Annotated in this window: 24 protein-coding genes; 15 read left to right on the top strand and 9 right to left on the bottom strand. The window is 66.8% G+C overall.

Going from position 1 to position 23636, the window contains the following annotated elements; genetic code table 11:
- The first annotated feature begins 87 nt into the window (after positions 1-87).
- From arsC to MXC11_RS02340, 4 genes are all read left to right on the top strand, one after another.
- Entirely contained in the window at positions 88-441 is a 354-nt protein-coding gene (arsC, locus tag MXC11_RS02355; protein ID WP_250004679.1) for an arsenate reductase (glutaredoxin), read from the top strand.
- Positions 438-1034, top strand: coding sequence for an NAD(P)H:quinone oxidoreductase (wrbA, locus tag MXC11_RS02350; RefSeq protein WP_250004675.1), 597 nt, complete (start codon positions 438-440; stop codon positions 1032-1034). The genes arsC and wrbA overlap by 4 nt, the downstream gene beginning before the upstream one ends.
- Before the next feature lies 1 nt (position 1035).
- Positions 1036-1446, top strand: a complete 411-nt coding sequence (locus MXC11_RS02345; protein ID WP_250004672.1) for a DUF2069 domain-containing protein — start codon at positions 1036-1038, stop codon at positions 1444-1446.
- Positions 1447-1590: 144 nt separating this feature from the next.
- Positions 1591-3114, top strand: a complete 1524-nt coding sequence (locus MXC11_RS02340; protein ID WP_250004670.1) for a fumarate hydratase — start codon at positions 1591-1593, stop codon at positions 3112-3114.
- A gap of 60 nt (positions 3115-3174) precedes the next feature.
- On the opposite strand, the gene MXC11_RS02335 is transcribed toward MXC11_RS02340, so the two are convergent.
- Positions 3175-4323 (bottom strand): phospholipase D-like domain-containing protein, encoded by a 1149-nt coding sequence (locus MXC11_RS02335; RefSeq protein WP_250004666.1) that lies wholly within the window; start codon positions 4321-4323, stop codon positions 3175-3177.
- Positions 4324-4560: 237 nt separating this feature from the next.
- Here MXC11_RS02335 and MXC11_RS02330 point away from each other — a divergent pair, with 237 nt between their 5' ends.
- From MXC11_RS02330 to MXC11_RS02320, 3 genes are all read left to right on the top strand, one after another.
- Positions 4561-5316: a GNAT family N-acetyltransferase gene (locus MXC11_RS02330; protein WP_250004662.1), complete on the top strand. Its 756-nt coding sequence runs from the start codon at positions 4561-4563 to the stop codon at positions 5314-5316.
- Complete coding sequence (locus MXC11_RS02325) at positions 5316-6092, top strand: lysophospholipid acyltransferase family protein (RefSeq protein WP_250004659.1); 777 nt, start codon at positions 5316-5318, stop codon at positions 6090-6092. Before MXC11_RS02330 ends, MXC11_RS02325 begins: the two co-directional genes overlap by 1 nt.
- A gap of 91 nt (positions 6093-6183) precedes the next feature.
- The gene (locus MXC11_RS02320; RefSeq protein WP_250004656.1) at positions 6184-7239 is read left to right on the top strand and encodes an alkene reductase; all 1056 of its coding nucleotides are present in this window, start codon (positions 6184-6186) and stop codon (positions 7237-7239) included.
- Positions 7240-7277: 38 nt separating this feature from the next.
- On the opposite strand, the gene MXC11_RS02315 is transcribed toward MXC11_RS02320, so the two are convergent.
- Positions 7278-7928 (bottom strand): hypothetical protein, encoded by a 651-nt coding sequence (locus MXC11_RS02315; RefSeq protein ID WP_250004654.1) that lies wholly within the window; start codon positions 7926-7928, stop codon positions 7278-7280.
- Between the two features lie 254 nt (positions 7929-8182).
- Between MXC11_RS02315 and MXC11_RS02310 the strand changes: the two genes are divergently transcribed.
- The 5 genes from MXC11_RS02310 to MXC11_RS02290 all read left to right on the top strand — a co-directional run bounded on the left by MXC11_RS02310 (position 8183) and on the right by MXC11_RS02290 (position 13923).
- Positions 8183-8764 carry a superoxide dismutase gene (locus MXC11_RS02310; protein ID WP_250004651.1) on the top strand — a complete coding sequence of 194 codons (582 nt, stop codon included), beginning with the start codon at positions 8183-8185 and terminating at the stop codon, positions 8762-8764.
- Positions 8765-8907: 143 nt separating this feature from the next.
- A complete protein-coding gene (locus MXC11_RS02305; RefSeq protein WP_250004648.1) occupies positions 8908-10239 on the top strand; it encodes an imelysin family protein in 1332 nt (443 codons plus the stop codon).
- Positions 10240-10254: 15 nt separating this feature from the next.
- Positions 10255-11676: a di-heme oxidoreductase family protein gene (locus MXC11_RS02300; protein ID WP_250004645.1), complete on the top strand. Its 1422-nt coding sequence runs from the start codon at positions 10255-10257 to the stop codon at positions 11674-11676.
- A gap of 10 nt (positions 11677-11686) precedes the next feature.
- Positions 11687-12757, top strand: coding sequence for an imelysin family protein (locus tag MXC11_RS02295; protein ID WP_250004642.1), 1071 nt, complete (start codon positions 11687-11689; stop codon positions 12755-12757).
- Positions 12758-12825: 68 nt separating this feature from the next.
- Entirely contained in the window at positions 12826-13923 is a 1098-nt protein-coding gene (locus MXC11_RS02290; RefSeq protein WP_250004639.1) for a DUF1513 domain-containing protein, read from the top strand.
- A gap of 78 nt (positions 13924-14001) precedes the next feature.
- On the opposite strand, the gene groL is transcribed toward MXC11_RS02290, so the two are convergent.
- The 3 genes from groL to MXC11_RS02275 form a co-directional block, all read right to left on the bottom strand.
- Positions 14002-15642 carry a chaperonin GroEL gene (gene groL / locus MXC11_RS02285; protein ID WP_250004636.1) on the bottom strand — a complete coding sequence of 547 codons (1641 nt, stop codon included), beginning with the start codon at positions 15640-15642 and terminating at the stop codon, positions 14002-14004.
- A 54-nt stretch (positions 15643-15696) separates the two neighbouring features.
- On the bottom strand, positions 15697-15990 hold the full coding sequence (locus tag MXC11_RS02280; protein ID WP_250004634.1) for a co-chaperone GroES: 294 nt from the start codon (positions 15988-15990) through the stop codon (positions 15697-15699).
- Positions 15991-16182: 192 nt separating this feature from the next.
- Positions 16183-16650: an FxsA family protein gene (locus MXC11_RS02275; protein WP_250004631.1), complete on the bottom strand. Its 468-nt coding sequence runs from the start codon at positions 16648-16650 to the stop codon at positions 16183-16185.
- 262 nt (positions 16651-16912) lie between these two features.
- Between MXC11_RS02275 and MXC11_RS02270 the strand changes: the two genes are divergently transcribed.
- Positions 16913-18451 (top strand): AmpG family muropeptide MFS transporter, encoded by a 1539-nt coding sequence (locus MXC11_RS02270; protein WP_250004628.1) that lies wholly within the window; start codon positions 16913-16915, stop codon positions 18449-18451.
- A gap of 81 nt (positions 18452-18532) precedes the next feature.
- On the opposite strand, the gene MXC11_RS02265 is transcribed toward MXC11_RS02270, so the two are convergent.
- Complete coding sequence (locus tag MXC11_RS02265; RefSeq protein ID WP_462938091.1) at positions 18533-19369, bottom strand: mechanosensitive ion channel family protein; 837 nt, start codon at positions 19367-19369, stop codon at positions 18533-18535.
- 171 nt (positions 19370-19540) lie between these two features.
- Positions 19541-20020: a YajQ family cyclic di-GMP-binding protein gene (locus MXC11_RS02260; protein ID WP_250004624.1), complete on the bottom strand. Its 480-nt coding sequence runs from the start codon at positions 20018-20020 to the stop codon at positions 19541-19543.
- 149 nt (positions 20021-20169) lie between these two features.
- Between MXC11_RS02260 and MXC11_RS02255 the strand changes: the two genes are divergently transcribed.
- Together MXC11_RS02255 and MXC11_RS02250 are read left to right on the top strand one after the other, a co-directional pair.
- Positions 20170-21081: a putative 2-dehydropantoate 2-reductase gene (locus MXC11_RS02255; protein WP_250004866.1), complete on the top strand. Its 912-nt coding sequence runs from the start codon at positions 20170-20172 to the stop codon at positions 21079-21081.
- A gap of 131 nt (positions 21082-21212) precedes the next feature.
- Complete coding sequence (locus tag MXC11_RS02250; RefSeq protein ID WP_250004622.1) at positions 21213-21788, top strand: cob(I)yrinic acid a,c-diamide adenosyltransferase; 576 nt, start codon at positions 21213-21215, stop codon at positions 21786-21788.
- Here MXC11_RS02250 and MXC11_RS02245 read toward each other — a convergent pair.
- Together MXC11_RS02245 and MXC11_RS02240 are read right to left on the bottom strand one after the other, a co-directional pair.
- Positions 21730-22629, bottom strand: coding sequence for a DMT family transporter (locus MXC11_RS02245; RefSeq protein WP_250004620.1), 900 nt, complete (start codon positions 22627-22629; stop codon positions 21730-21732). The genes MXC11_RS02250 and MXC11_RS02245 overlap by 59 nt on opposite strands.
- A gap of 46 nt (positions 22630-22675) precedes the next feature.
- Positions 22676-23614: a Nudix family hydrolase gene (locus MXC11_RS02240; RefSeq protein WP_250004618.1), complete on the bottom strand. Its 939-nt coding sequence runs from the start codon at positions 23612-23614 to the stop codon at positions 22676-22678.
- Positions 23615-23636 lie beyond the last annotated feature (22 nt).

The raw sequence follows: 23636 nt of genomic DNA, 5'->3' as shown, positions 1-23636 counted from the left end.
GACAGGACCCGCAGGCGCCTGCGGGCAGGCTGCCGGGGCAGGCCGACCCGGTTAGAATAACCGCCCCATCCCGCCCAGGCGACGCCCATGACCGACCCGATCCTTTACCACAACCCGCGCTGCTCGAAATCGCGCGCGGCCCTGGCACTGCTCGAGGCGCGCGGCCTTGCGGTGCAAACGGTGCATTACCTCGACACGCCACCGAGCGAAACCGAGCTGCGCGCCCTGCTCCAGGCGCTCGGTTATCGCCCGCGCCAGCTGCTGCGCACCGGCGAGGCGCTCTATCAGAGCCTGGGCCTTGCGGACCCGGCCCTGGACGATGCAGGGCTGATCGAGGCGCTGTGCCGCCATCCGCAACTGATCGAGCGACCGATCCTCTGGGTGGGCGAGCGGGCGGTGGTTGGCCGTCCGACCGAGCGTCTGCTGGAGCTGCTGCCATGAGCGCGCTCTACATCCTGGTGCTTTATTACAGCCGCCATGGCGCCACTGCCGAGATGGCCCTGCAGGTCGCCCGCGGCATCGAGCAAGGCGGGCTGGAAGCGCGCCTGCGCTGTGTGCCGGCGGTCTCCGCCGAGTGCGCGGCCGTCGCCGCCGAGATTCCGGAGAGCGGCGCCCCCTACGCGACCCTTGAGGACCTGCGCGACTGCGCCGGGCTGGCGCTGGGCAGTCCGACCCACTTTGGCAACATGGCCGCGCCCCTCAAGCATTTTCTCGATAGCACCAGCAGCCTGTGGCTGAGCGGCGCGCTGGTCGGCAAGCCGGCCGGGGTGTTCACCTCCACCGCCAGCCTGCATGGCGGCCAGGAAAGCACCCTGCTGTCGATGCTGCTGCCGCTGCTGCACCACGGCATGCTGGTCTGCGGTCTGCCCTACAGCGAAAGCGCGCTGCTGGAAACTCGCGGCGGCGGCACGCCCTACGGCGCCAGCCACCATGCCGGCGCGGATGGCAAGCGCGCGCTCGATCCACACGAAATCACCCTGTGCCGCGCCCTCGGCCAGCGCCTGGCGCAACTTGCCCGTCAACTGGAGACCTGAGATGGCCCGAACCCCCAAACCGCTGCCGCCCCTGGACTGGCTGCAGCCGCGCGTGCGTCTGGCGCGCGTTCTGACCCTGATCGCCTTTCTTGCCCTGCTGCTGGCGCTGGCCGTCTGGTATCTGCAGATCGTCGATCTGCACGGCGCCCGGCCGTGGGTGATTCTCGGCGTGCAGGCCGTGCCGCTGCTGCTGCTGGCCCCGGGCATCCTGCTGGGCAGCGCCCGGGTGCACGCCTGGCTGTGCTATGTGATCAACCTGTATTTCATCCAGGGGGTGGTCACCGCCTTTGAACCGGGGCGCCTGACCTTTGGCCTGGTGGAAGCGCTCTTGAGCAGCGTGGTGTTCTGCGCCGCGCTGCTTTACACCCGCTGGCGCTTCCAGCTCGAACGGCGTCTGGCTGGCGAGGCCTGATACCGGCCGCGCGTGCGTTCATCGACCATTGTCGGGCGCCGCGAGTGTCCCGCAGCGCAGCCTGCGCGCTATACTCTCGCGCCCTTTGCGCTGCCCTCAGGGGTGGCGCGCCGTGAAGTTCCCGCCTGAAGAGGACCGTGTTCCATGGCCGTAATCAAGCAAGACGACCTGATCCAGAGCGTCGCCGATGCCCTGCAGTACATCTCCTACTACCACCCCGTCGACTTCATCCAGGCCATGCACGAGGCCTACCTGCGCGAAGAGTCGCCGGCAGCCCGTGACTCCATCGCCCAGATCCTGATCAACTCGCGGATGTGCGCCACCGGCCACCGTCCGATCTGCCAGGACACCGGTATCGTCACCGTGTTCGTCAAGGTCGGCATGGATGTGCACTGGGATGGCGCCACCATGAGCGTCGACGACATGATCAACGAAGGCGTGCGCCGCGCCTACAACCTGCCGGAAAACGTCCTGCGTGCCTCGATCCTCGCCGACCCGGCAGGTGCCCGCAAGAACACCAAGGACAACACCCCGGCTGTCATCCACTACTCCATCGTCCCCGGCGACAAGGTGGAAGTGGACGTGGCCGCCAAGGGCGGTGGCTCGGAGAACAAGTCGAAGATGGGCATGCTCAACCCGTCCGACTCGATCGTCGACTGGGTACTGAAGACCGTGCCGGAAATGGGCGCTGGCTGGTGCCCGCCGGGCATGCTCGGCATCGGTATCGGCGGCACCGCCGAGAAGGCCGCGCTGATGGCCAAGGAAGTGCTGATGGAGTCGATCGACATCCATGAGCTCAAAGCCCGCGGCCCGCAGAACCGCATTGAGGAACTGCGCCTTGAGCTGTTCGAGAAGATCAACCAGCTGGGCATCGGCGCCCAGGGTCTGGGCGGTCTGACCACCGTGCTCGACGTGAAGATCAAGGACTACCCGACCCACGCCGCCTCGCTGCCGGTATGCATCATCCCCAACTGCGCGGCCACCCGTCACGCCCACTTCGTGCTGGATGGCTCCGGCCCGGCCGTGCTGGAAGCCCCGCCGCTGGACGCCTACCCGGAAATCGTCTGGGAAGCCGGCCCGAGCGCCCGTCGCGTCAACCTCGACACCCTGACTCCGGAAGAGGTGCAGAGCTGGAAGCCGGGCGAAACCATCCTGCTCAACGGCAAGATGCTCACCGGCCGTGATGCGGCGCACAAGCGCATGGTCGATATGCTCAACAAAGGCGAGCAGCTGCCGGTGGACCTCAAAGGCCGCTTCATCTACTACGTCGGCCCGGTCGATCCGGTGCGTGACGAGGTGGTTGGCCCGGCCGGCCCGACCACCGCCACCCGTATGGACAAGTTCACCCGCCAGATCCTTGAGCAGACCGGCCTTCTGGGCATGATCGGCAAGTCCGAGCGTGGCCCAATCGCCATCGAGGCGATCAAGGACAACAAGGCCGTGTACCTGATGGCTGTCGGCGGCGCCGCCTACCTGGTCGCCCAGGCGATCAAGCAGTCGCGCGTGGTGGCCTTTGAGGAACTGGGCATGGAAGCAATCTACGAGTTCGAGGTCAAGGACATGCCGGTGACCGTGGCGGTCGATGCCAACGGTGAGTCGGTGCACATCACCGGCCCGCAGATCTGGAAGCAGAAGATCGCCGAGAGCCTGGCGGTCGAAGTCAAGTAAGCGCCAGCTTGCTGATCAAGGCCCATCCCTTCACGGGGATGGGCCTTTTTGTTGTCCGCGCTAACGCCAGCGATCCAGATGGTTGATCACCACTTGATCCGCCCAGCCCCACAGCCGGCGCAGCAGACGCTGCCACCAGGGGCGGGCCTGCCAGATCGACAGGGTGACCTCGCGGGCCTCGGCAAAGTCATGGGCCAGCGCCTGGCTCAGTGTGTGGGTGAATACCGGATCCAGCACCTCGAGATTGGCCTCCAGGTTATAGCGCAGCGTCCAGCGATCGAAGTTGCAGGAGCCCAGCGTCACCCAGTCATCGACCAGCACCACCTTGCAGTGCAGAAAGCGCGGCTGGTACTCGAAGATTCGCACACCATTCTTCAGAAGGCGCAGGTAATAGCGCTGCGCCGCATGGTGTACCGGCGGATGATCGCTGTGTGCCCCGGCCAGCAGCAGTCGCACCTCAACTCCGCGCCGCGCCGCCCGGCGCAGCGCACGCCGCACCTTCCATCCGGGCAGAAAATACGGAGTGACCAGCCAGACCCGCTGGCGGGCCTGCTGGATCTGGCGCAGCAGTGACTGCAGGATGTCGCGGTGCTCATGCGCATCGGCATAGGCCACCCGCGCCAGCCCGGCCCCCGGCAGCGGCATGGGCGGCAGTGGCGACAGCGGGGCGCGCACCGGCTGCCACGGGCAGTCGGCCGCACAGGCCCGCCATTGCTGCTCGAACAACTGCTGCCAGTCGGCAACCACCGGCCCCGCCACCTCGACCATCAGCTCGTGCCAGCGGCTGCCCTGCTGCGGATGCCAGAAATGATCGGTGATGCCGGTACCACCGACCCAGGCCACGCGGGCATCCACCAGCAGCAGCTTGCGATGGTCACGATGCAGGTTGCGCAGACCATGACGCCAGCCCAGCGGGTTGTACCAGCGCAGCGCCACGCCCGCCGCCTGCAGGCGCCGCGCTGACAGGGCAAACCGCCGCCCGCCTAGCGCATCGAACAGGCAGCGCACCCGCACACCGCGCTGACAGGCCGCCTGCAGCGCCTCGACCAGCGCTGCCGCGCAGGCGCCCTCTTCCAGCAGGTAGAACTCCAAATCCAGCTGCTGGCGGGCCGCGGCAATCGCCGCCAGCATCGCCGGCATGAAGCGCTCGCCCTCCATGTGCAGCTGCACGGTATTGCCACAGCGCCAGGGAAAAACCGTTGCCGTCATGCTCGCATCCCGATACTCCGCCAAGGTTCAGGCCCGTGAAGGGCAGACGCCCTCCCGTGCCTGCGGCACCTTAGCCGCCCCGCCCGGCCGACTCAACCCAAAGGCCGCCCATCGCCTCAGCCGGCGGCATGCGCCGATCACAGGCGCGTCACGCGCCGGACATCGCACCTTCATCTGCCCACCCTAGCATCGGCCTGACCCCACCCATGGCGGCAGCTGCCGCGCGGAGGCCATTGCATGACCTGTTCCGCTCTCCCCCACACCCCACGCGATCCACGCCGCTTGCAGGCCGAGCGCCTGTACGGCAGTGAAGCCCTGTTCGAAGCCCAGGCCCTGCGTTATCAGGTGTTTGGCCATGAATGCGGCGCTCAACTGCAGGACACCGAGCTTGAACTTGACCGCGACGGCTTTGATGACCACTGCCTGCATCTGGGCGTGCGGGATCTTGCCAGCGGTGCGCTGGTCGCCACCACCAGGCTGCTCGATCAGGCCACCGCGCGGCGTCTCGGCCGTTTCTACAGCGAGGCGGAGTTCAACCTGCATGGTCTGGGCCGGCTGAGCGGCCCGGTGCTGGAAATCGGCCGGACCTGCGTGGCCGAGGGCTATCGCAACGGTGCGACCATCGCCGTGCTGTGGTCGGCGCTGGCGGAAATCCTCAATGAAGGCGGCTACCGCTACCTGATGGGCTGCGCCAGCATCCCCATGCGAGATGGCGGCATTCAGGCCCAGGCGGTGATGCGGCGCCTGCGCGAGCAGCACCTGTGCCGGGAGACCCTGCGCGCCGAGCCGCGCCAGCCGCTGCCTGCGCTGGAGCTGGCGGACAACCTCAGCGCCGAGCTGCCGCCCTTGCTCAAAGCCTACCTGCGTCTGGGCGCCAAGGTCTGCGGTGAGCCGTGCTGGGACCCGGATTTTCAGGTCGCGGATGTCTTCATCCTGCTGCAACGCGATCAGCTCTGCCCGCGCTACGCCCGGCACTTCAAGACCGCCTGCTGATGCGCCGCCTGCGTCTGCTGGTCCGCTTGCCGCGCCTGGCCCTGGTGCTGGCCGAAGGTGCGCTGTATGCCGGGGTGATCAGCCTGTTTGCCCGCCTAGCGCCGTTCTCACTCGCACGGCGCCAGCGCCTGACCTGCCGCTTCATGCGTCACCTGCAGGCGGCGCTGCCTTTCAAGGTTCAGATACACGGCGCGCTGCCCACCCAGCCCTGCCTGTGGCTGGCCAACCATGTGTCCTGGACCGACATCGCCGTGCTCGGCGCCCTGCAGCCGCTGTCTTTTCTCGCCAAGCAGGAAGTCGCCGACTGGCCGCTGCTCGGCTGGCTGGCGCGCCAGGCCGGCACGCTGTTCATTGCGCGCGGGGCCGGGCAGAGCCGGGAGCTGAGCGCGCAGCTCGCGCAGCAGATCGGTGCAGGCCGGCCGCTGGCGATCTTCCCCGAGGGCACCAGCTCTGATGGGCGCACGGTGCGGCGCTTTCACCCGCGTTTGCTCGCAGCGGTCGCAGAAGCGGGCCTGGTGGTGCAGCCGGTGGCGCTGCGCTATCGGCGCGCGGGCCAGCTCGACACGCTGGCGCCCTTCATCGACGACGATGCCCTGCCGCAGCATCTGCTGCGCCTGCTGGCGGCCGAGCGCGCCTGTGTCGAGATTCACTTGCTCGCGCCGATCGACAGCGCAGGGCTGGGGCGCAGCGCGCTGGCGCAGTACGCCGAACAGATGATTCGCCAGACGGTCGAGGAGACGGGCAACGGGCTGTTTTTGCCCGGCGAGCGCTGTTAGTGTGGCGGCGCGTCTGCACCCAGCAGACGCCTTTCCATCCGTTTTGCGGCCAGAGGCTCGCCGCCCTGCGCCGCCCTGCAAGGAAATGACCATGCCGACACTGTTCGACCCTTTGAAAGCAGGCGATCTTGAGCTGCCGAACCGCATCATCATGGCCCCGCTGACCCGCTGCCGCGCCGAGCCCGGCCGGGTGCCCGGCGCCCTGATGGCCGAATACTACGTCCAACGGGCTGATGCCGGGCTGATCATCAGCGAGGCCACCTCGGTGACGCCGATGGGCGTTGGCTATCCGGACACCCCGGGCATCTGGTCGAGCGCGCAGGTGCAGGGCTGGAAGCAGGTCACCGACGCGGTACATGCCGCCGGCGGGCGGATCGTCCTGCAGCTCTGGCATGTCGGACGCATCTCCGACCCCGTCTACCTGGAAGGCACCGCGCCGGTCGCACCCAGCGCGATCGCTGCCCGTGGCCATGTCAGCCTGCTGCGTCCGCAGCGTGATTACCCGGTGCCGCGGGCGCTGGAGAGTGCGGAAATCGCCGGGATCGTCGAGGCCTACCGTCAGGGCGCGGAAAATGCCCGCGCCGCCGGTTTTGATGGCGTCGAGGTGCATGCGGCCAACGGCTATCTGCTCGATCAGTTCCTGCAGGACAGCACCAACCAGCGCACCGATGCGTACGGCGGCTCGCTGGAAAATCGTGCCCGCCTGCTGCTGGAGGTCACCGATGCCTGCATCGCGGTCTGGGGTGCCGGACGGGTCGGCGTCCACCTGTCACCGCGCTGCGATGCCCATGACATGGGCGACAGCAACCCGGCCGCGACCTTTGGTTATGTGGCCCGCGAACTGGGCCGGCGGGGCATCGCCTTTATCTGCGCCCGCGAGCACGCCGCCGAGGACAGCCTCGGCCCGCAGCTCAAGCAGCAGTTCGGCGGGGTGTACATCGCCAACGAGCGCTTCGACAAGGCGCAGTCCGAGCAGTGGCTGAGCGAAGGCAAGGCGGATGCCATAGCCTTTGGCGTGCCCTACATCGCCAACCCGGATCTGGTCGAGCGGCTGGCCAGCGATGCGCCGCTCAACACCCCCGACAGCAGCACCTTCTATGGCTCCGGCCCGGGCGGCTATCTGGACTACCCGACCCTCAAGGCCTGATCGCGGCAGGCGGTGCCCGCGCCCTGCGGGCACCGCGCTCAGCGCGAGTGGCCAGTCGTGCGCCCTTGCAGTGGCGTGCTCAAGCGCTGCGTCTCAGCCTGCAAGGCAGCCAGCTGCTCCTGCAGGCGTGTTTGTGTGGCCTGCTGCTGGTGCAGGCGCGCCTCAAGGACCAGACGGGCCTCCTGCTCGCGGGTCAGCGCTTCGGCCAGGCGAGTCGCCACCGTGCGCTGGGCCTCGAGCTGGGTGTATACGGCCTGCAGGCGCTGCTCCTCTTCCAGGCGTTGTGCCTGCAGGGCGGCGTGGCTGTCCTGTAGGCGGGCCAGACGCTCTTCCAGCAACCGCTGACGCTGGCGCAGCGCGTCACGCTCGCGGCTGACGCCCGACTCAGCCTCGCTGAGCTGCCTGGAGACCACCGCCAGCCGCCCGGCCGCCTCCTCGCTCAGGCGCGCAAAACTCTCCTGCGTGGCCACCAGGCGGGCATCGAGCAGCTGCCAGCGCTGCTGTTGCCAGAACAGCACACCGCCCAGTAGCGCCGACAGCGCCAGCAGAGTAAGCCCCTGGCGCCAGCGCGATGGCCGCAGCACCGGGGGCGCCAAGGGCTGATGGGCATGCAGACCGGCGGCCAGCGCGGGTAGCGGCTCATTGGTGCGGGAGGTGTCAGACGCGGGCTCAGACGCCGGGTGGTGCATGCGGCAGACCTTCAACAAAGACGGGCGAAAGCTCAGTATAGGCCGGGCAGCCGTCCACGCGGCAGCGGGCGGTGGCGGCGCTTTTCCCTACAGATGCTGCGTGGATATGCCCAGGTGCCGGTGCTATGATCCGGCGCTGACGGCGCATCAGAGCGCTGCTGCACGGGTCGCACGATCCTGCATCCCGGCACCGTGAGCCGGGCATCGCGTCAGACATGCGCGAATCCACCTGATTGATGATACGGAGAGAGACCATGGCTTTCGAACTGCCGCCGCTGCCCTACGAGAAGAACGCCCTCGAGCCGCACATTTCTGCCGAGACCCTGGAGTTCCACCACAGCAAGCACCACAACACCTACGTGGTGAACCTGAACAACCTGGTGCCGGGCACCGAGTTCGAAGGCAAGAGCCTTGAGGAGATCGTCAAGACCTCCACCGGTGGCATCTTCAACAACGCCGCCCAGGTGTGGAACCACACCTTCTACTGGAACTGCCTGAGCCCGAACGGCGGCGGCGAGCCGACTGGTGCGCTGGCCGAGGCCATCAACGCAGCCTTCGGCTCCTTCGAGAAGTTCAAGGAAGAGTTCAGCAAGGTCACCATCGGCACCTTCGGCTCCGGCTGGGGCTGGCTGGTGAAGAAGGCTGACGGCTCCCTGGCCCTGGCCAGCACCATCGGCGCCGGCTGCCCGCTGACCAGCGGCGACACTCCGCTGCTGACCTGCGACGTCTGGGAACACGCCTACTACATCGACTACCGCAACCTGCGTCCGAAGTACGTCGAGGCGTTCTGGAACCTGGTCAACTGGGACTTCGTGGCGCAGCAGTACGCCGCCTGAGTCTCCTGACCCTGTAACAAAAAACCCGGCCCTTGTGCCGGGTTTTTTGTTCTCTGGATCGCAGGGCATGACCCTTGAAAAATGATAAACGATCGCATTAAATAACGACTCGCTTTTGATGCCCGATCGCAAGGACCTGCCCGATGATTCGCTCCCCCCTGACCTGCGCCAGCCTGCTCGCCCTGTCCATCGCCCTTGCCGGTTGCGGTGAGGAGCCGCAGAACAAGGCACCAGCGGCCAGCACCGCACCCATCACCCAGAACACGGCTAACGTGACCGCGTTCGACCAGGACGCAGCTCGCGCGGTGGTCAATCACTACGCCAGCCTCGCCCACGCCGTGTTCAGCGACACCCTGTCCACCGCCCAGACCCTGCAGCAGGCGATCGACGCCCTGCTAGCTGAACCAAACGAGGCCAACCTCAAGGCCGCCCGCGCCGCCTGGCAGGCCGCGCGCATTCCGTACATGCAGAGCGAGGTGTTCCGCTTTGGCAACCCGGTGGTCGATGAGTGGGAAGGCCAGCTCAACGCCTGGCCGCTGGATGAGGGCCTGATCGACTACGTTGCCGCTGACTATCAGCACGTGCTGGGCAATCCCGGAGCCACCGCCAACCTCATCGCCAACACCTCGCTCCAGGTGGGTGAGCAGACCCTGGATATCAGCCAGCTCAATGGCGAGCTGCTGGCTCAGCTCAACGAGCTGGGCGGCTCGGAAGCCAACGTGGCGACCGGCTATCACGCCATCGAATTTCTGCTCTGGGGACAGGATCTCAACGGCAGTAATCCCGGTGCCGGCAATCGCCCGGCCAGTGATTTTCTGCTTGGCGAAGGTGCCACCGGGGGCCACAACGCGCGCCGCCGTGACTACCTGCAAGCCGTCACCGCCCTGCTAATCAGCGATCTGGAGTACATGGTCGGCCAGTGGCAGCCCGGCACCGCCGGCAACTACCGCGCCGCGCTCGAAGCGGAATCTGCCGAGAATGGCCTGCGCAAGATGCTGTTCGGCATGGGCAGTCTGTCGCTGGGCGAGCTGGCCGGTGAGCGGATGAAAGTCGCGCTGGAAGCCAACTCCACAGAAGACGAGCACGACTGCTTCAGCGACAACACCCACAACTCGCACTTCTACAACGCCCTGGGCGTGCGCAATGTGTACCTCGGTGAATACCGCAAGAGCGACGGCAGCCTGCTCACCGGACCCAGCCTGTCTTCGCTGGTCGCCCGGGCGGACAGCGCAGCGGATACCCGCCTCAAGGCCGATCTGGACGCCACCCAAGCCAGCCTGCAAAAGCTGGTGGACAGCGCCGAGCAGGAGGGTGTGTTCTTCGATCAGCTGATTGCCGCCGGCAACACCGCTGGCCAGCAGATCATCCGCGATGGCATCGCGGCCCTGGTCCAGCAGACCGCCGCCATCGAGCAGGCCGCTGGCCGACTGGGGATCAGCGACCTCAACCCCGATACCGCCGACCACAGCTTCTGATCAGGGAGTACGACCATGCCGCGCCCGACGACCGGCTTCCTGCTATTGCCGCTGGCCCTGCTGCTGGCGGCCTGCACGGCGGAAGACACCCCGCGCTTCACCGCTGCCGAGCCCGGCGAGCACCTCTCGGCGGGCGCGGCAACGGTCAACAAATCCGATCAGAACGCCTTTTCGTTGCCCTCAGCCAACCTGCCGCCGCTGAGGCGTCTGGACTTTGGCGTGGGCAACAGCTTCTTTCGCAACCCCTGGGTGATTGCGCCGGCCACGACCGATGCTCGTGATGGCCTGGGGCCGCTGTTCAACACCAACGCCTGCCAGAACTGCCACATCAAGGACGGACGCGGCCATCCGCCGGGCAGCCGCGGCGACAATGCCGTCTCCAGCCTGGTGCGCCTGTCGATTCCCGCCCAGCAGGGGCAGGAGGCATGGCTGGCGCGACACGGGGTGATCCCGGAGCCGGTCTATGGCGCACAGCTGCAGGACATGGCGATTCCGGGCGTTGCCGCCGAAGGGCGGGTGCGCGTGCAGTACCAGAGCGAGTTCGTCACCTTCAAGGACGGCACCCGCATCGGGCTGCAGCGCCCGACGCTTGAGATCGACCAGTTGGGATATGGCCCGCTGCACCCTGATGCGCAATTCTCTCTGCGCGTCGCACCGCCGATGATCGGCCTCGGGCTGCTGGAAGCCATCCCCGAGGCGGCCATCCTTGCTCAGGCGGACCCGGATGATCGCGACAGTGATGGCATTTCCGGGCGTGCCAATCAGGTCTGGGATCATGCCAGCCAGAGCACGCGGCTCGGTCGCTTCGGCTGGAAAGCCGGGCAACCCTCGCTCAACCAGCAAAACGCCGATGCATTCTTCAATGACATGGGGCTGTCCAGCAACCTGCTGGCCGGCACTAGCTGCAGCGCCGCGCAGACCGATTGCCGGGCAGCTCCGGAGGGCGGGGTCCCTGAAGTCAGCGATCACATCCTCGCCCAGGTGCTGTTCTACACCCGCAACCTCGCGGTCCCGGCCAGGCGCAATGTCGATGATCCGCAGGTGCTGGCTGGCAAGAGCCTGTTCCATCAGGCGGGCTGTCAGGCCTGCCACACCCCAAGCTTCACCACCGCCGCCGATGCGGCAGAGCCTGAGCTTGCCAGTCAGCTGATCCGCCCTTACACGGACCTGCTGCTGCATGACATGGGCGACGGACTGGCGGACAATCGCGGGGAATTTCTTGCCAGCGGCCGCGAGTGGCGGACTCCGCCGTTGTGGGGCATTGGCCTGACCGAGACCGTCAACGGCCATACCCGCTTCCTGCATGATGGTCGCGCCCGTAACCTGCTGGAGGCGATCCTCTGGCATGGCGGTGAGGCTGAGGCGTCACGCGAGCGGGTGCTGGCTTTTGATGCCGCGCAGCGCGATGCCCTGCTGGCGTTTCTCAATTCCCTGTAAGGAACCTCCCATGCTGCGCCCTGCCCTGCTGTCCTTGACTCTGCTGGCCACCCTCACCGCCTGCTCGGACAGTGCGCCGCCGGCCAAAACCGCGCTGGAGCCGATGGCCGCGGCCAGCACGGCGCTGAGTGAGGCGCTGATCCTGCCGGTCTATACGCGCTGGAGCGAGGCCAACCGCGCGCTGGCCGACAGCGCCCGTGCCCTGTGCGCCGGCGAGCAGACGCTGGATGCAGCGCGTCAGCGCTATCTGGACGTCCACCACAGCTGGGCAGCCCTGCAGCCGGTCGCCTTTGGCCCGCTGGCCGAGGGCAATCTGGCCTGGCAGGTGCAGTTCTGGCCGGACAAGAAGAACCTGGTCGCCCGTCAGGTCACCACTCTGCTGGACACCCATCCGGCGCTCAGCAGCACCGATCTGCGGCAGGCCAGCGTGGTGGTTCAGGGGCTGACGGCCTACGAATACCTGCTGTTCGATGCCAGCATCGACTTGCAGGCGCTGGAGCAGAAGCGCCGCTACTGCCCGCTGCTGCTGGGCATCGCCACCCATCAGCAGGCGCTGTCCACCGATGTACTGGCCGCCTGGCTGGGTGAGCAGGGTCTGGCCGCACAGCTGCGTCAATTCCCCAACGCACGCTATGCCGAGGGCCGCGAGGCGATCGCTGAACTGCTGCAGACCCAGGTCACCGCGCTGGACATGCTCAAGCGCAAGCTCAACACCCCGCTGCCGCCGGCCGGCAAGGCGGTGCAGCCCTATCAGGCCGAAGCCTGGCGCAGCGGTGCCTCGCTGGCGCTGATCGACAGCACCCTGCAAAGCGGCCAGCAGCTGTGGCAGCAGGGGCTGCGTGAGCTGCTGAGCCCTGAGCAGGCTGATCTGGCAACACGCCTGGATGCTGCCTGGAACGAAACCCGCCAGCGTCTGGCGGCGCTGGGAGCCCCCTTGAGCGAGCTGCTGACCCACGAAGAGGGCCGTGCCAGCCTCCGTAGCCTCTATGACAGCCTCGAACAGCTGCACCGCCTGCATGAAGCGGAGCTGGCCCGCGCACTGGGCATCACCCTCGGCTTCAACGCCCACGACGGCGACTGAATCCACCATCCACTCCGCGCCGCAGGTCACCGCGCAGGGGCCTGCGCCCAGTCTCTCTGGAGCATGCCATGCAACGACGCACCTTTCTGGGCCTGGGCGCCGCCTTGCTGGCAGCGGGCAGTCTGGGAGGCTGGACACTGGCGCGCACGGCCCAGGCACAGCCTCTGCTGCTCTCGGCCCGCGACGCTGTTGATGGCCGCCACTATGCGGTGGGTTATCGCCTCGACGGCCAGCGCCAGTTTGCCACCGCCGTGACCGAGCGCTGCCACGATGTCGTGGCGCATCCATTCTTGCCCATGGCCCTGTTCGTCGGTCGCCGCCCGAGTCGTGAGAGCTACCTGATCGACACTCGCGACGGCCGCCTGCTGCAGACGCTCAGCATCCCGCCTGAGCGTCACTTCCAGGGTCATGCGGTGTTTCATCACAGCGGCGAATGGCTGTACAGCACCGAGAATGACACCGCCGAGCCGGGGCGCGGCGTGATCGGCGTATGGCATCTGGAAGGCATGCAGTTGCGGCGGGCGAGCGAGCTGTCCAGCTTTGGCATCGGCCCGCACCAGCTGCTCTGGATGCCCGATGGTGAAACGCTGGTGATCGCCAATGGCGGCATCCGCACCGAAGCCGACAGCCGCGAGAAGATGAACCTCAATGCGATGGAGCCGAGCCTGGTGCTGCTGCAGCGCAGCGGCGAGCTGATCAGCAAAGAGCAGCTGCCCGAGCAGATGAACAGCGTGCGCCATCTGGCGGTCGCCCGCGACGGCACCGTGGTCAGCGGCCAGCAATATGAGGGCAATCCGGCGGACGCCGTGCCGCTGGTGGCGATCAAACGCCCGGGGCAGGCGCTGCAAGCCTTCCCGCTCGGCGAGGCGCAGCGTCTGGCCATGCGCCAATACACCGCCAGCGTGGCCATCCACAGCGAGCTACGCCTCTTGGCGATTACCGCACCACGCGGCGGCCGGTTCTTCATCTGGGCGCTGGACAGCGGCGCCTTGCGTCTGGATGCCCCGCTGCCCGACTGCGCAGGGGTGGCGGCCTGCAGCGAAGGTTTTGTGGTCAGCTCCGGGCGCGGGCGCTGCCGCCTCTACGACTGTCGCCGCAGCGCTATTCAGATGCAGGCACTGCAGTTACCGGCGGGGCTCTGGGACAACCACTTGCGCCTGGCCTGATACCGTGCGCAGCGGCCAGCAAAAAGCCCCGGGCCTTGCGGCACCGGGGCTTTTTTCAGCTAAGGCGGGTGGAGCGGCTTACATCATGCCGCCCATGCCACCCATGCCGCCCATGTCCGGCATGGCCGGAGCGGCCTTGTCTTCCGGAATGTCAGCGACCATGGCTTCGGTGGTGACCATCAGGCCAGCGATCGAGGCAGCCGACTGCAGGGCAGTACGGGTCACCTTGGCCGGATCGAGGATGCCCATCTCGATCATGTCGCCGTACACGCCGGTCGCTGCGTTGTAGCCGAAGTTGCCTTCGCCTTGCTTGACCTTGTCGACCACCACGCTCGGCTCGTCACCGGCGTTGGCAACGATCTGGCGCAGCGGCGCTTCGACCGCGCGGCGCAGCAGGGCGATACCGACGTTCTGGTCTTCGTTGTCGCCCTTCAGGCCTTCGATAGCCTGCAGGGAGCGCACCAGCGCCACACCACCGCCAGGCACCACGCCTTCTTCAACGGCAGCACGGGTCGCGTGCAGGGCGTCTTCGACGCGGGCCTTCTTCTCTTTCATCTCGACTTCGGTCGCCGCACCGACCTTGATCACCGCCACACCGCCAGCCAGCTTGGCCAGACGCTCTTGCAGCTTCTCACGGTCGTAGTCGGAGGTGGTTTCGCCGATCTGCTGACGGATCTGCGCCACGCGGGCTTCGATGTCGGCCTGCTGGCCAGCACCGTCGATGATGGTGGTGTTTTCCTTGCTGATCACCACGCGCTTGGCGTTACCCAGCTGCTCGATGCCGGTGGTATCCAGGCTCAGGCCGATCTCTTCGGAGATCACGGTGGCGCCAGTCAGGACGGCGATGTCCTGCAGCATGGCCTTGCGACGGTCACCAAAGCCCGGCGCCTTGACGGCGGCGACCTTGACGATGCCGCGCATGGTGTTGACCACCAGCGTTGCCAGGGCTTCGCCCTCGACGTCTTCGGCAACGATCAGTAGCGGGCGACCAGCCTTGGCAACAGCTTCCAGCACCGGCAGCAGTTCGCGGATGTTGGAGATCTTCTTGTCGACCAGCAGGATCAGCGGGCTGTCCAGCTCGGCAGACATGGTGTCCGGCTTGTTGACGAAGTACGGGGACAGGTAGCCGCGATCGAACTGCATGCCCTCGACCACCGACAGCTCGTTCTCAAGGCCCGAACCTTCTTCGACGGTGATCACGCCTTCCTTGCCGACCTTCTCCATGGCTTCGGCGATGATGTCACCGATGGAGTTATCCGAGTTGGCGGAGATGGTGCCGACCTGGGCGATGGCCTTGGTGTCGGTGCACGGCTTGGCCAGGCTCTTCAGCTCGGCGACGATGGCTATGGTGGCCTTGTCGATGCCGCGCTTCAGGTCCATCGGGTTCATGCCGGCAGCAACAGCCTTGAGGCCTTCGTTGACGATGGCCTGAGCCAGCACGGTGGCGGTGGTGGTGCCGTCACCGGCCTGATCGTTAGCCTTGGAGGCGACGTCCTTGACCAGCTGGGCGCCCATGTTCTCGAACTTGTCCTTGAGCTCGATTTCCTTGGCGACGGAGACGCCGTCCTTGGTGATCAGCGGCGCGCCGAAGGACTTGTCCAGCACCACGTTACGGCCTTTCGGGCCGAGGGTGGCCTTGACCGCGTCGGCCAGGATGTTCACGCCAACCAGCATCTTCTTGCGAGCGGAATCGCCGAATTTGACTTCTTTAGCAGCCATGTTTCTCAAACCTCGAAATGGAATTCAGGAAATGCGCGGTAAAGCAGCGGACACTCAGTCTTCGACGATGGCGAGGATTTCGCTCTCGCCCATCACCAGCAGATCCTCACCATCGACCTTGATGGTGTTGCTGCCCGAGTACGGGCCGAACACCACCTTGTCGCCGACCTTGACGGTCAGGGCGCGCACTTCGCCGTTGTCCAGAACGCGACCGGCGCCGACAGCGACGACTTCACCGCGATTCGGCTTCTCGGCAGCGGAACCCGGCAGGACGATGCCGCCTGCGGTCTTGGTTTCTTCTTCGCTGCGACGAATCACGACGCGGTCATGCAGAGGACGAAGCTTCATGGTCGATCTCTCCTAACAGGTTGTTTCCAGCATCCGGTGATGCTCACCGGCGGGTTGGCAGATTCCGGCAGAGCCGGGGGCGGCACGGCGAACCGTGCCACCGAAAGTCGTTCGCAGGATTACCCAAGCAATGCTGCGCTGACGGCTAGATGGGGGCCCGGCCGAGGGTTTCAAGGGGCGGCTGGAAAAATTTCAGGAATCGCGGCGCTCCCACTCGCCCTCGATGACCTGCGGGCGTACCCGCTCGGTCCCCGGCTCGCCGCTCCGGGGCGCATGGGCTGGCGAGTAAGGCGCGTGATAAGGAGGATGCGACCTGCGGGGGCGGGCCAGACGCTGACGCAGCAGATGCCGGGTGACCGGCAGCAGGCAAAGCAGCCCCAGCACATCACTGATAAAGCCCGGCAGCAGGATCAGCAGGCCGGCCAGGGCCAGCAGCAGACCATCGAGCATTTCCTGCTCAGGCGCCTCGCCGCTGAGCAGCCGGGCCCGGGCGCGCCAGGCCGTCGCGGGGCCGGCAATGCGCAGCAACCCGCCCCCGATCAGCACGCCAAGGAGGATCAGCAGCAGGGTGGCCAGCACGCCGATGCTGCTACCGACTTTGATCAGCAGCGCCAGCTCCAGCAGCGGGAAGAGCAGCAGAACGAACAACAGTACACGCATTGCGCAATAATCCTTGTGGGCTCGACGGCCCGCCTTATGAACAGATGGCGTCATTCTGCCGACAATTGATCCGGATCGGTGGCCGTCCGTCGCAACAGCATGTGACGGCTGCAAGGCAGATCGGCAGTGGCTGGCATTCTGCGCGTCTGGCACAGGCCGAGCAAAGCCAGGATACCGCGCCAGGACTGCGGGATGCTGGCCGGCGCCGGGCGGAGCGAGTAGAGTGCGTCACCGAAATCCTTGCCCCTGACAAGCCCGCCCCATGCCCCATCGCACCTGGCGAGAAGCCTTCGCCACCTACGCCAGCCCCTCGGCCATGGTCCTGCTGCTGCTCGGCTTCACGGCCGGGCTGCCGATGATCCTGGTGTTCTCCACCCTGTCGGTCTGGCTGCGCGAGGCCGGGGTGGCCCGCGAAACCATCGGCTATGCCAGCTTGATCGGACTGGCCTATGCGTTCAAATGGGTCTGGTCACCGCTGCTGGATCAGTGGCGCCTGCCGCTGCTGGGCACGCTGGGCCGGCGCCGTTCCTGGCTGGTGCTGTCACAGCTGCTGATCGCCACGGGGCTGGCCGGCATGGCGCTGTTTGATCCCAAGACCCATCTGGCCGGGCTGATCGCGGTTGCCGTGCTGGTCGCGTTTGCCTCGGCCACCCTGGATATCGCCTTGGATGCCTATCGCCTGGAGATCGCCGAGGACACCCAGCAAGCCGCGCTGGCGGCCTGCTACACCACGGGCTATCGAATCGCCATGCTGCTGGCCACGGCAGGCGCGCTGTTTCTGGCCGAGGGCTTTGGCTCGACAGCAGAGGGGTATGTCCACGCGGCCTGGTCCAGCACCTACCTGCTGTTCGCCCTGCTGATGCTGCCGGGCCTGCTCACCACGCTGGGCATGAAGGAGCCCGCGCTGCCGGCTCCGCTTAAACCCGGCAGCCTGCGCTATGGCCTGACGCATCAGCTGCTCTCGGTACTGGTGCTGATTGTGCTGCTGATCTCGGTGCCGGCGATGTTCACCCAGCTCTATCACAGCGGCGTGGACGGGGTGTTCAGCAGCCGGGTGAGCCTGCTGGATCTGCTGCTCGACGACCGCGCCTTTCTGCGCTTTACCCTCTACACCCTGCTGACCCTGCTGTGCCTGTCCTCGTTCGGCCGCCGCGGGCTGGCACCGGTGCTCACCCCGATCAGCGACTTCATCCAGCGCTATCGCTGGCAGGCGCTGATTTTGCTCGGGCTGATCGCCACCTACCGGATGTCCGACACGGTGATGGGGGTGATGGCCAATGTGTTCTACGTCGATCTGGGCTTTAGCAAGGATGAGATCGCCAGCATCAGCAAGCTGTTCGGGCTGGTGATGACCTTGCTGGGCGCGGCGACCGGTGGCGTGCTGATCGCCCGCTTCGGCATTCTGCCGATCCTGTTTTTGGGCGGATTGTTCTCAGCGGCCACCAACCTGCTATTCGCCCTGCTCTCGGGCATGGGGCCGAATCTCGAGATGCTGGTGTTCACCATCAGCGCCGACAACTTCAGTGGCGGACTGGCCACCGCAGCGTTCATCGCCTACCTGTCGAGCCTGACCAACCTGCAGTTCTCCGCCACCCAGTACGCCCTGCTCAGCTCGATCATGCTGCTGCTGCCGCGCTTGATGGGCGGCTACTCGGGAGTGATGGTCGAGCAGCTGGGCTATGGCGACTTCTTCCTGGTCACTGCCCTGCTGGGGATCCCGACCCTGCTGCTGATCGCCCTGCAGTGGCGGCGCGGGCAGTCCACGACCAGCGCCCACCCGCTACCGGGCAGCGACGCCTGAACCGCGCAGTACCAGCCACAACGCTACATCAGGCATCGCGCTCAGAGGCTCGTCCAGCGGCGGACAAGCCTCTCGCGCCGCTTACGACTCGCTGCGTGCCATATGCACCACGCGCTGCGGGAACGGAATGCCGATGCCCGCCTCATCGAAGCGCAACTTGACCTGTTCGGTAAAATCGAAGGTCACCGGCCAGAACTCTGCGGTATCCACCCAGACACGCAGTGACAGATTGACCGAACTGTCCGCCAGCGCCACCACCCAGACCACCGGCGCCGGATCGGCATGGACGCGCGGATCACGGGCAATCGCCAGCAGCACTTCGCGTGCCTGCTGAATGTTGCTGGAGTAGTCGATGCCGACCAGCACCTCGACCCGGCGACGGCCCTCCCGCGAGTGGTTGGTGATGGTGCCGTTGGACAGGCTGCCGTTGGGGACGATCACCGTCTTGTTGTCGCCGGTCTTCAGCACCGTGTGGAAGATCTGGATGTCGTTGACGCTGCCGGACACCCCCTGCGCCTCGATCCAGTCACCGACCCGGAACGGGCGAAACAGCAGGATCAGCACTCCACCGGCAAAGTTGGCCAGACTGCCCTGCAGCGCCAGACCGATCGCCAGACCCGCCGCACCGAGTGCCGCAATGAACGAGGTGGTCTCGACGCCGACCATCGACGCCACGCTGATCAGCAGCATCACCTTGAGGGCGACATTTGCCAGACTGCCGACAAAGCTGGTCAGCGAGCGATCGATGCTGCGCGCGCCCAGCAGGCGCCCGATCCGCTGGGTCAGGCGGCTGATCAGCCACCAGCCGATGATCAGCGTCAGCAGCGCCAGCGTCAGCTTGCCGCTGTACTCCAGCAGCACCGGCAGCCAGCTCTCTGACAGCTTGATCAGCTCGTCAACATTCAGATTGAGGTCCATGGGATCCATTGCGGTTCTCCGTAGCGGGGGGATGGAGCGGCGCAGGCCGCTGGAAGATCGGTGAGTCACATCACCATACAGATCCGCCCGACAAGGGCGGCAGGATAGGCCTGTACAGGCCAGAAGGCCGGCAAATCGCCCGCAGGCAACCGCGCTGCGGGCGGTGCACCCTCAATCGCGGAAGTTGTTGTACTGCAGCGGCATGCCCAGCTCCTGGGTGCGCAGCAGGGCGATGGCTTCCTGCAGGTCATCGCGCTTCTTACCGGTGACGCGCACCTGCTCGCCCTGAATCGCCGCCTGCACCTTGAGCTTGGCGTCCTTGAGCAGCGCAACGATCTTCTTCGCCAGCTCCTTATCGAGGCCCTCGCGCAGATTCACTTCCTGCTTGACCACCTTGCCGGAGGCGTAGGAATCCTTGACCTCCAGACACTGGATATCGATCTTGCGCTTGACCAGCGCGAGCTTGAGGATTTCGAGCATCTGCTCGAGCATGAAGTCCGCCTCGGCGGTCAGGGTGACGGTCTTGTCTTTGAACTCGAAGCTGCCCTTGCCGCGCAGGTCATAGCGGCGGTCCAGATCCTTGATGGCGTTGTCGACCGCGTTGGTGACTTCGTGCTTATCCAGTTCGGACACGATATCGAACGAAGGCATAGACTTTCTCCACAGCAGAGGGTGCTGGCCATCGGCACGGCCGCGCACCTGACTTGACGATAAAAACAGGCGCTCATTATAACCGAGCCCCGCCCGCCCGGCCCCTTCGGAGACCCACCATGCCCTGCCAGCCCCCAAGATCCGCCGCGCTGACCTGGAGCATCCTCGGCGCCGGCAGCCTCGGTAGCCTGTGGGCGATGCGCCTGGCCGCTGCCGGGCTTGAGGTGCAATTGCTGCTGCGTGACCCGCAGCGTCTGGCCGATTACCAGCGCGCCGGCGGGCTGACCCTGGAGCAGCCGGGACGGTGCATCACCCGGCGACTGCCCGCCCGCCTGCTGGCAGAAGCGCCCCCGCTGCAGCGCCTGCTGCTGGCCTGCAAGGCCTATGACGCCGCTGCCCTGGCCGAGCGCCTGGCACCGCACCTGCAGCCCGGCGCCGAGATCCTGCTGCTGCAGAACGGACTGGGCAGCCAGCAGGCCGTGGCCGCTGCCCTGCCCGGCGTGCGCTGCATCGCGGTCTCCAGCACCGAAGGTGCCCATCGGCGCCGCGATTTTCATTGTGTGCAGGCCGGGGCCGGCAATAACTGGCTGGGCGACCTGAGCGGCGGCCCGGCACCCCACTGGCTGGCGGAGCTGCAGCGCGCCGGCATTCCCGCGCAGTGGTGTAGCGACATCCTCGCGCGCCTGTGGCGCAAGCTGGCGATCAACTGCGCGATCAATCCGCTGAGCGTGCTGCAGGACTGCCGCAATGGCGGCCTGCTGGCACAGCGCGCACCGCTCGAGGCGCTCTGCGATGAACTGCAGCAGCTGCTGATCGCCGCGGAGCAGTCCGCCGCCGCAGAGGGCCTCAAGGCTGAGGTCTGGCGGATCATCGAAGCCACCGCCGCCAACTACTCCTCGATGCATCAGGATGTTGCTGCCGGGCGGCGCACCGAGGTCGATTACCTGCTGGGGCACGCCTGCCGCGAGGCGGCGCGCCTGGGCCTGGCATTGCCGCACCTGAGCGCCCTGCAGCGGCAGCTGGCGGCCCACCTGACAGCGCGTGGACTACCCACACACTGAGCGGCGAAGCGTCTAGCACAGCACGCTCAGCGTTTCGCAGTGATGCATCACACAGCGGTTGCCGGATCAGGGCGCCGCCGCTACCCTGCCGGCTGCCTGACTTGTACCCCTGCATTTGAGGAGCCAGCGCCATGGGCTATCGCCTGTCGAAGATCTACACCTGCACCGGCGATGCCGGCGAAACCGGCCTGGCCGATGGCCGCCGCGTGACCAAGGACCACCCGCGCATCGAGGCGATGGGCGAGGTGGACACCCTCAACAGCCAGCTGGGGCTGCTGCTCGCCGAGCTGGCTGAGCAGGAGGCGCTGTGGCCGGGACTGACCGAGGTGCTCGACGCGCTGAGTCCGTGTCAGCACCGGCTGTTTGATCTGGGCGGCGAGCTGGCCATGCCGGAGTATCAGGGCCTGCAGGCCAGCGAGATCAGCCGTCTGGAAGGGATCATCGATGCCTGGAACGAGGAAGTCGGCCCGCTGAAGAACTTCATCCTGCCCGGTGGATCACGCCTGCTCGCCCAGGCGCACGTCTGCCGCAGCTTCGCACGCAGCGCCGAGCGCCGCTGCCAGCACCTCAACGCCGTCGAGCCGCTGCGCAGCGAATGCCTGGCCTACCTCAATCGCCTCTCTGACCTGCTGTTTGTCGCCGCGCGGATCATCGCCCGCCGTCAGCAGATCGGCGAGGTGCTGTGGCAGGCCGCAGAGCGAGGCTGATGCCGCCGACGATCAGCGCGGCGGCCAGCAGCAGACGCCAGCCCAGCGGCTCGCCGAGCAGCGGTACCGCCGCCAGCGCCGCAATCAGCGGCACGGCCAGCTGCACGGTAGCAGCCTGCTGGGCACCGATCTGCCGCAGCACCCAATACCAGAGCGCATAACCGGCACCCGAGGCCAGCAGCCCCGAGGCCAGCGCGTACACGGTGCCCAGCAGCGTCAGGCGCAGCTCCCCGGTCAGCACCACCACCAGCAGCGGCAACAGCAGCAGTGGCACGCTGCGCACAAAGTTGCCCGCCGTATCCTGCAGAGGATCCCTGGAGCGCTTGCCAAGCAGCGAATAGAGGCCCCAGGCCACGCCCGAGGCGAGCATCAGCAGCGCGCTGCCCAGAGGCGGCGTTTCGCTGCCGGGCAGCAGCAGTGCCAGCAGACCGGCAAAGGCCAGGAGCATTCCGCCCAGCACTCGCCGGTGCAGCGGCTCGCCACGCAGCCAGCCGCCCACGAACATGCTGACCTGCACGGCCGCAAACAGCAGCAAGGCCCCGGCGCCCGCCTCAAGCTGCAGATAAGCGACGGAAAAGAGGTAGGCATAGCTGAACAGCGCCAACGCGCCCCAGCCACTGCCACCAAGACGCGGCGCGGGCACCCCTGAGGCAGCCGAGCGGCGCTGCACCAGTAGCCACAGCAACACGGCGCCACTCAACAGACGCAGCACGGTGAACGAATGGGCATCCATCGCGCCCTGCATCAGGGCCAGCCGGCAGAGCAGCGAGTTGCCGGCAAACGCCAGCAAGCTCAGCGACACCGCCAGCCACACCCCTGCCCCGCATGCAGGCGTTTTCATCCCGACAGGCCGGGTAATGCGTCCACCCGCAAGCGGCGGCGCATCACTATGGCCACAGCCCACGGATCCCGGCGATGCCCTGGGCGCCCTGCTGCCAGGCCCGCTCACGCTCGGCCGGACCCAGCCCGCCCAGCAGGTAGACCGGCCGATTGACACCGCGCATCAGCTCGGCGGCCTGCACCCAACCGAGCGGCGTAGCCTCGGGGTGGGTCTGGGTCGGCTGGATCGGCGACAGGGTGACAAAATCCACCCCCAACGACTCAGCCAGCGCCAGCTCCTCGGCATCATGGCAGGAAGCTGCCAGCCAGCGCCCCACTGGCAACGGACGCACACTGGTGCCCAGCTCACGCAGTTGCGCGGCGGTGAGATGCCAGCCGGCCTCAGGAAAATCAGCCGCCCAGGCCAGCGGCCCCTTGAGCAGCACGCGCGCGCGCCCGGCACACAGCGCCAGCACCTCGTCGGCCAGACTGCGATACGCTGAACTGGACAGCTGCGGCGCGCGCAGTTGCAGCAGACGGATGCCCTGCGCCAGCGCCCGCTCGATACCGGCCAGCAGCGCGCTGGCCGACAGATCACTCGGGGTAATCAGGTAGTCAGCGGGCAGACAGGCCGCCGTGACGATCGGCCGGTTGGCGGCGGGAAACGCAAAGCTGCCCAGCGCGCTTTCCTCCGCCCAGGTCAGCGGCTGCCCCTCCATGCCGCGCGGCGTACCGCTGAAACGGCTGACCTCCCAGACATCCAGCAGCACCGACAGGTCCGGGTAGGTATGGCGCACTTCGATCAGCGGACGGGCCTGTTCGACACGGATATCCAGCTCCTCGTGCAGCTCACGGGCCAGCGCCGCCTCAACCGCCTCGCCCGGCTCGACCTTGCCGCCGGGAAATTCCCACAGCCCGCCCTGATGCTTGTGCGCCGGGCGCTGCGCCAGCAGGATGCGCCGATCCGTACCACGGATCACCGCGGCGACTACATGCAATGCTTTCACCGACTCGCCCTCCACAAGGCCC

This window comes from Pseudomonas eutrophicaquae, assembly GCF_023544715.1.
Lineage (GTDB): Bacteria > Pseudomonadota > Gammaproteobacteria > Pseudomonadales > Pseudomonadaceae > Geopseudomonas.
Note: the sequence above shows the minus strand (reverse complement) of the source record. Positions and strands in the feature narration are given on the sequence as shown.

Excerpts from the sequence above, each read along its gene's own strand:
- arsC (WP_250004679.1), top strand. The coding sequence starts at position 88 with ATGACCGACCCGATCCTTTACCACAACCCGCGCTGCTCGAAATCGCGC.
- wrbA (WP_250004675.1), top strand. The coding sequence starts at position 438 with ATGAGCGCGCTCTACATCCTGGTGCTTTATTACAGCCGCCATGGCGCC.
- MXC11_RS02345 (WP_250004672.1), top strand. The coding sequence starts at position 1,036 with ATGGCCCGAACCCCCAAACCGCTGCCGCCCCTGGACTGGCTGCAGCCG.
- MXC11_RS02340 (WP_250004670.1), top strand. The coding sequence starts at position 1,591 with ATGGCCGTAATCAAGCAAGACGACCTGATCCAGAGCGTCGCCGATGCC.
- MXC11_RS02335 (WP_250004666.1), bottom strand. The coding sequence starts at position 4,323 with ATGACGGCAACGGTTTTTCCCTGGCGCTGTGGCAATACCGTGCAGCTG.
- MXC11_RS02330 (WP_250004662.1), top strand. The coding sequence starts at position 4,561 with ATGACCTGTTCCGCTCTCCCCCACACCCCACGCGATCCACGCCGCTTG.
- MXC11_RS02325 (WP_250004659.1), top strand. The coding sequence starts at position 5,316 with ATGCGCCGCCTGCGTCTGCTGGTCCGCTTGCCGCGCCTGGCCCTGGTG.
- MXC11_RS02320 (WP_250004656.1), top strand. The coding sequence starts at position 6,184 with ATGCCGACACTGTTCGACCCTTTGAAAGCAGGCGATCTTGAGCTGCCG.
- MXC11_RS02315 (WP_250004654.1), bottom strand. The coding sequence starts at position 7,928 with ATGCACCACCCGGCGTCTGAGCCCGCGTCTGACACCTCCCGCACCAAT.
- MXC11_RS02310 (WP_250004651.1), top strand. The coding sequence starts at position 8,183 with ATGGCTTTCGAACTGCCGCCGCTGCCCTACGAGAAGAACGCCCTCGAG.
- MXC11_RS02305 (WP_250004648.1), top strand. The coding sequence starts at position 8,908 with ATGATTCGCTCCCCCCTGACCTGCGCCAGCCTGCTCGCCCTGTCCATC.
- MXC11_RS02300 (WP_250004645.1), top strand. The coding sequence starts at position 10,255 with ATGCCGCGCCCGACGACCGGCTTCCTGCTATTGCCGCTGGCCCTGCTG.
- MXC11_RS02295 (WP_250004642.1), top strand. The coding sequence starts at position 11,687 with ATGCTGCGCCCTGCCCTGCTGTCCTTGACTCTGCTGGCCACCCTCACC.
- MXC11_RS02290 (WP_250004639.1), top strand. The coding sequence starts at position 12,826 with ATGCAACGACGCACCTTTCTGGGCCTGGGCGCCGCCTTGCTGGCAGCG.
- groL (WP_250004636.1), bottom strand. The coding sequence starts at position 15,642 with ATGGCTGCTAAAGAAGTCAAATTCGGCGATTCCGCTCGCAAGAAGATG.
- MXC11_RS02280 (WP_250004634.1), bottom strand. The coding sequence starts at position 15,990 with ATGAAGCTTCGTCCTCTGCATGACCGCGTCGTGATTCGTCGCAGCGAA.
- MXC11_RS02275 (WP_250004631.1), bottom strand. The coding sequence starts at position 16,650 with ATGCGTGTACTGTTGTTCGTTCTGCTGCTCTTCCCGCTGCTGGAGCTG.
- MXC11_RS02270 (WP_250004628.1), top strand. The coding sequence starts at position 16,913 with ATGCCCCATCGCACCTGGCGAGAAGCCTTCGCCACCTACGCCAGCCCC.
- MXC11_RS02265 (WP_462938091.1), bottom strand. The coding sequence starts at position 19,369 with ATGGACCTCAATCTGAATGTTGACGAGCTGATCAAGCTGTCAGAGAGC.
- MXC11_RS02260 (WP_250004624.1), bottom strand. The coding sequence starts at position 20,020 with ATGCCTTCGTTCGATATCGTGTCCGAACTGGATAAGCACGAAGTCACC.
- MXC11_RS02250 (WP_250004622.1), top strand. The coding sequence starts at position 21,213 with ATGGGCTATCGCCTGTCGAAGATCTACACCTGCACCGGCGATGCCGGC.
- MXC11_RS02245 (WP_250004620.1), bottom strand. The coding sequence starts at position 22,629 with ATGAAAACGCCTGCATGCGGGGCAGGGGTGTGGCTGGCGGTGTCGCTG.